This is a genomic window from Bacillus sp. BB081 (assembly GCF_008368895.1).
GTDB lineage: Bacteria > Bacillota > Bacilli > Bacillales > Bacillaceae_G > Bacillus_A > Bacillus_A wiedmannii.
In genome coordinates this window covers 24,890-31,249 of the sequence record NZ_QOZX01000039.1, presented here as the reverse complement: position 1 = coordinate 31,249, position 6,360 = coordinate 24,890, and the positions used below count along the sequence as shown (strand labels likewise).

6 protein-coding genes are annotated in these 6,360 nt (G+C 34.3%); 2 read left to right on the top strand and 4 right to left on the bottom strand.

What is annotated here, in order from left to right; genetic code table 11:
- On the bottom strand, positions 1–220 hold a 220-nt coding region (locus DN394_RS17530), incomplete at its 3' end, for a hypothetical protein (RefSeq protein ID WP_149294050.1).
- 274 nt (positions 221–494) lie between these two features.
- Between DN394_RS17530 and DN394_RS17525 the strand changes: the two genes are divergently transcribed.
- Together DN394_RS17525 and DN394_RS17520 are read left to right on the top strand one after the other, a co-directional pair.
- Entirely contained in the window at positions 495–1,178 is a 684-nt protein-coding gene (locus DN394_RS17525) for a GntR family transcriptional regulator (RefSeq protein WP_000659654.1), read from the top strand.
- Positions 1,179–1,199: 21 nt separating this feature from the next.
- Complete coding sequence (locus DN394_RS17520; RefSeq protein WP_000770119.1) at positions 1,200–1,832, top strand: sterol desaturase family protein; 633 nt, start codon at positions 1,200–1,202, stop codon at positions 1,830–1,832.
- 613 nt (positions 1,833–2,445) lie between these two features.
- Here the strand turns inward: DN394_RS17520 and DN394_RS17515 are convergent.
- The 3 genes from DN394_RS17515 to DN394_RS17505 are packed head-to-tail and all read right to left on the bottom strand — an operon-like array spanning position 2,446 to position 6,201.
- Complete coding sequence (locus tag DN394_RS17515) at positions 2,446–3,549, bottom strand: Ger(x)C family spore germination protein (RefSeq protein WP_000824428.1); 1,104 nt, start codon at positions 3,547–3,549, stop codon at positions 2,446–2,448.
- The gene (locus tag DN394_RS17510; protein ID WP_033659858.1) at positions 3,546–4,649 is read right to left on the bottom strand and encodes a GerAB/ArcD/ProY family transporter; all 1,104 of its coding nucleotides are present in this window, start codon (positions 4,647–4,649) and stop codon (positions 3,546–3,548) included. The genes DN394_RS17515 and DN394_RS17510 overlap by 4 nt, the downstream gene beginning before the upstream one ends.
- Before the next feature lie 4 nt (positions 4,650–4,653).
- Positions 4,654–6,201, bottom strand: a complete 1,548-nt coding sequence (locus DN394_RS17505; RefSeq protein ID WP_001051402.1) for a spore germination protein — start codon at positions 6,199–6,201, stop codon at positions 4,654–4,656.
- Between the last annotated feature and the right edge of the window lie 159 nt (positions 6,202–6,360).

The window sequence follows — 6,360 nt, the reverse complement described above, 5'->3', positions numbered from 1 at the left end:
TTAAGAACCCTATTTTTTGATTTAGCATGGAAAGTATAATCTTTTCTAATTCAGCTTTATTTAAAACATCTTCAATAATTACAACTTGATAGGCATTGTCCTTTCCTTTTGCAGGAACAATCATTTTCATCCCCTTTATATTCCTTCCAGTCATCTTAGCAAAGGTGAACTTTGCACCTTCCAGTTCATAATTTTCTATCTTGTCATTGTCATTAATCATAAATAAAATGGATCTTATCCTGGTTCTATAGTGATGGTTTTTTCCTTTTTCTAAAATAGCGGATTGATAAATAAATTTTCTTAAAATTAAAGAAATTGAGCGCGAAAGCAATGAAAATAAACTATTCTTTTCATAGAAATATATAGAAAGTTCGATAATCCTAATTATAAAAATTCACCCCTTTATCGTTGACAGAAAATTCAAATTCATTATATAATTTTGGTATTACCAATGTCTTAAACATGTATTACCATAAAATAAAGGAGACGATGACTTGAAAGAAAAGGAACGCACCTCAGATAAAATTGTGAACGAATTAATTAAATCCATATTGGCCGGTGTTTATTCTATAGGAAGCACTTTACCGCCGGAAAGAGAGCTTGCGAAAGAATTTGGTGTTGGTCGCCCAACTATTCGTGAGGCGCTTCAACGTTTAGGAAGAAGTGGATGGATAACAGGGAGAAAAGGAATGCCATCGATTATTAATGATTATTGGAGCAATGGTAATCTAACGACACTTATTAATATTGTTGAGAATCATCATACCATTACAGATGAATTTATTATGTATTTATTAGAATTTAGAAGTTCGTTGACTCCGACTTATATTCGTAATGCTGTTACGTTTAATCAACCTAAAGTGGTTGCTCTCCTTGCTAATCTTGAGCAACTTGAAGATAGTGCAGAAAGCTATGCAGCATTTGATTGGGATTTGCAAAAAAGGTGTGCTGGGCTTGCTGCCAATCCAATCTTTCTACTCATTTTAAATAGCTTTGATTCCATTTATGTAGATATGGCAAAAAGGTATTTTTCTGTAAAAGATCATCGTGAGTTATCCTTCCACTATTATCACGATTTATTAAAAGCTGCATTAAAGGGAGATGCGATTGAAGCAGAAAGATTGTGTAAGACAACATTGGAGAAAAGCTTGGCTCTTTGGAAAGATAGAAAAAAATAAAGAAAGCTGGAGGCGTGAAAAATGAAACTAAAATATTTTAAAGAATATTTTTCCTATCCTGATATTTTGATTATGAGCTGTCTTTTCCTCACTAGCTTTGGATTTATGATTTTACATTTAACCTCTATCGGAATTTGGGGTGCTTTTATTTTGGGAATGATTATGTATTCCTTAGCTGAGTACGCTACTCACAGGTTTATTTTTCATCTAAAGCCACCAAAGAATGCATTTTTATTAAAAACGCTTAAGCGCCTACATTATGACCATCATACAAATCCGAATGAATTACATTTATTATTTTTACCCTTATGGTATAGTGTGCCAAACATTGCAATTTCAGGAGCGATTTTTTATTTTCTTTCATCCAGCTTTGTCATGACAAACGCATTTATTGCAGGTATTATGCTCTTTTTATTATTTTATGAGTGGAAGCATTATATCGCGCATCGCCCCCTTCAACCAATATCACCATGGGGGCGATGGATGAAAAAAGTTCATTTATGGCATCACTTCAAAAATGAAAATTACTGGTATGGTGTTACGAATCCAGCCTATGATTTTCTCATGGGAACCTTTAAAGACCAAAAAGATGTTGCCCAAAGTAAAACTGCTAAAGACCTAGAGAAACGTGGTGACCAGAAAATAGAATTATAAAAATAATCCATTGTCATCATCCTGGAAATGTTGAATGAATTTTGCAGATTCGACATTTCCCAGGGAGTGGCAGGCATTTTTTCCTATTGAGTAGTACGCATGGTAATAGATTGCGTAAGGATCTTTTGAAAGTTTGTTCTGATCATTTACGAATTTATGTTCTTTTTAGAGGTATTTGTTGGAATGTCTATTGATCAATGAAAGATGAATGTGAAAATAAAAAAGAACTCTTTCATCTGTTGAGGAGTTCTTTTCATATAAATTACGATTGGGGTACCGTCACATCACCATCAAGCTAAGAAATGCAAATACCCCCAAAACGAAAAATAAGCTGCCTTCTGTCAAAAATACACGAAATTTTTAGCTTGAGGTGTTATAAAATTTTTAAGTTGATAGGTAGGGGCAATACCCCATCGCCATCACCTTAAGAATTCAGAATTACCCCAAGACGAAAAAATGAGCGTTTTTGTTACAAGTTAACACAAAATTTCGTTCTGGGGGTACTATAAAATTTAAGGTTCATAGCGATGTGACGGTACTCCTATTAAAGACATTTCTCCTTCTAAAGTAGACAGTACTTGCAATCTTAGTACGAATCACAGTTGAATTCATGTTACTTAATCGTACCCATTCCGGAAATTTTAATGTTAACCTTGACGTTGACATCGCCTTTTGCTAATTCGTTATTCCATTTATTTTGGACTTTTTTCCATTCTGGATATGTGTAAGTTCTTGCATATCTCCCAAGCCCAATAGGATCAATATTGGCAGTTTGTATTTTCTTTATTAATTGTTTGAAATCAGCTTCCAGCTTAGTTTCGATCGCCTTTTGTAATTTTGCTGCATCCTTTCTTGTATTGAACGAAAAAAGCCGTTCTGTAATGCCGACCCTCATCTTTATATCTGTATTAAATATAAACTTATTATCATATCTTACCTTTGTCTTTACTTTAATATTATATGCAGTAAAACTTATCCAATCTTTATCCTGGCTATTCGACTTTAGTTTAATTGCAATTGTAAATGGAAAATCGCCTGTAGTTCTTTGTTGCAGAATGCGTAATAATTTATTTTCATCGTATTTTAGTGTTAGTTTATACCGTCCTTTTTCATCTAGCAAAGCTGTACCTGTCACAAATATTTTTTTCGTTTTTTTCATCTCAGTCATATTTGCTGTTAACCCTTTGTCTGCTATTTGTTCATGTAGTTCTTGAAGATTTGTTTTTACTGTTATATTTCTTAAAGAGGCGGTATCAACTAGTTTTGTTAAATATAGAGGAAGACGCGGCTTATCATTTGGATTATAATAGATGACGTCTGAAACAGGTCCATCTACAGCAACAACCCTTGTGGTAACTGTATTTTTGGGATCTCGGTAAAATGGATCGAGATATTTCATCCAATTTTTTTGTTTCAGTAACCGTTTTCCAACTAAAATAACCTGTGTTTTGCTTCCCGAGGTAAGTGCCATAACAGTAGCATCAAATTGGTCTCTAGATTTTCGAACCGTAGCAGATTTTACAACAGTAGTTTCTTCTTTTACTTTTGCTTCTTTATTAAAAACAGGGCTTGATATATACACTAATAAATTATCATTACGATCTAAATCAATACCAAGAACAAGAGTAAGAGAAACGTCTTCAACATTTGTTTGATCAAAGCATCCAGTCATCATGAATACCGATAACAAAATACAACACAGTACTTTTCTTTTCAATGTATCCTCCCCTGGCGAAACTTCTCATATAGACAGCAGTACAGCCATAAAATGATAGGTAATATATAGGTTAATCCTAATCCAGCATTCGATAATACCTGTTGCCAAATTTCGGCTTCATTCCAACTAGGATGAGTCCAAAATATGAATCCGATAATGAGCAATAAGAGAATTACTACATGAGAGCTATGGTCTTGTTTTCCAAGTAATTGGCTTGAACAAAATACAGCGCAATATATGGTGGGAATCCATGCTGTGGAAACAACGGGTAAGTAAAGAGCCAATAAAATCATGTCAAAACGTTCTAAAAAACGAAACTCAATTACTTTAAGTAAATTTAGTACTGGTTGGTTAAATTGCGTAATGCTATCAGGGCTAAAATAGGCAAAGCAAACAAAAGTAGCAAATAAATAAAATAACATCGTTAAAGTATTTGCAATAACCATTCCATGGACTGCATACTGTTTTTTTTGTAAAAAGGGATATAAAAAGAACGCAATATCAAATCCTAAATAAGCAAAAATAGTGGTCGGTACAGCTGTAAATATAGGTTTCCACCCATCTTTTAAGAGCGGAAAGAATGGCATCCAACTTCCGTTCTCTTTAAGAGGTATCAAGAAAAATAACGGAATCCAAAGCATCGTATAAAAAGTAAGTTCGGAGTACCGCCCTATAATACGAGGGCCGTTACGTGCGACAAGAAAGGTAGGAATCGAAAACAAAAAGATAACGAGATAGTCAGGCGTTTTTGGAAGAAGCCATCCCTTAAGATAAAGCATAGCGTTCACAAGAACTACACAAGAATAAAAAGAGAAGTACATCATGTAAATAACAACGAATGCTCTCCCTACTATTTTTCCAAACAATCGTATAAGAATGTCATAAATCGTGTCCTCGGGATATCTTGCAGCAGTTTTGACTATAAATACACCTGATATTGTGGAGAATATCCAACCAATCAATATAGCTATCCATCCATCTGTTCCGGCTTTTTCTGCAAGCACACGGGGAAGCGATAAAACGCCAGTGGCCACCTGCATTCCATTGATTAAAACAATATACTGCATAAGAGAGATTTCATTATAAGCATACTTTTTCATAATTTCACCTTTTATTACGATTCTTTCCTTGTCGAATAGATTGAATGGTTCCATTCCCCTTAGGACGCCTTCTTATTGTCCATAAAGGAAAGCGTACAAAAGCATCTTTCATATCTGCAAAACGAAAGGGTGCTAATGGTGTTCCGTAAGAAGTACCTAGCGATTTAAGACTACTTAGATGCCCAATTAAAGTCATCCACCCGATAACAAGTCCTACAATTCCAAATAAGGCAGCTGCTAGCATCATTGGAAAACGTAAAAGTCTTACTGCCGCTCCCATATCATAGTTAGGAATAACAAAAGAAGAGATGGCGGTAACAGCGACAACAATAATCATAATATTGCTTACAATTCCCGCCTGAACAGCCGCCTGACCAATGACAATACCACCTACAATTCCAACTGTCTGACCAATCGGAGTAGGTATCCGTAAAGCCCCTTCTCTCATCGTTTCCAATGTTATTTCCATAAGTAATGCTTCCATAACTGGAGAAAAGGGTACACGCGTTCTTGATTCAGCAATAGATAAATATAGCTCTACAGGAATAACTTCAAAATTAAAGGAAATAAACGCAACATAACTCGCCGGCAGAAATAAAGCAACCATAAAGGCGATAAAACGAAGCAACCGAATAGACGAAGCAACTAACCACCTTGTACCGTAATCATCAACTCCTTGAAAAAAGGAAATAAAATTTGTTGGAGTAATTAATACATTAGGTGAATGATCCATTACAGTTACAAATCTGCCCTGTAAAATGTGAGATACAGCCAAATCAGGTCTTTCAGTTAATATAAATTGCGGAAACGGCGAGTAAGGGTGATCTTCAATGAATTCTATAAGTTCGCCATTACTAGTCACAGCGTCGATTGTAATATTTTGAATTCGTGTTTCTAATTCCTTCAGCACATCTTCAGAAGCTACATCTTTCAAATATAAAATAGAAATTTTGGTTTTGCTTCGTACACCAATTACTATTTCTTTTATCGCTAATTCACGATGAGGAATATATCTTCGAATCATTGCGATATTTTGACTTCCAGTTTCTATGAATGCTTGATGTGTACCCTTTAGAGCTATTTCGTTATGTGCATCTTCAACACTTCTTTGTGGCCATCCTTTTGTATCCAATTGATGTGCTGTTGTTCGACTGTGGATTAATAAAACACTATCTCCCCCATAAATAGCATTTTCAATCTGACTCAATGTATTAATAATTTTAATTTGTCCTAATGGAATTGGAAGTTCTGTATTGGTATCAAAATCACTATTCATCAAAGGACTTAGGACATGATTCTGAATCAATTCTTTATCTGTTAATCCAGACAAATATACTAAAGCTGCTTCTAATCCATCTACTGTTATTTGAAACCGCCGAATTACTAAATCAGGCGCTTGACGAAATATATTCTGAATATCAGCTATGTTTTTGGTTAAATCAGCGTCTAAGAGGGCATCTTCAATATTTTTTTCCTGAAAATGAGTATTGTCTAGTATTGGAAATGACTTAGGATTATCTCTATATTTTAAACGCCTCAAAAATTTAGCCATGATTCTCTCACTTTCTATGTACTTTTTATAGTATGTTTAGTATGCATATATTAAGAAAAAATATCCTACTAACTAGAGAGGTAACATTAGAATTATTACTATAAATTTCCGGGTGCATATTTCATAAAAATCAAGTTCAAAAATAGTCCTTTAAGTTGA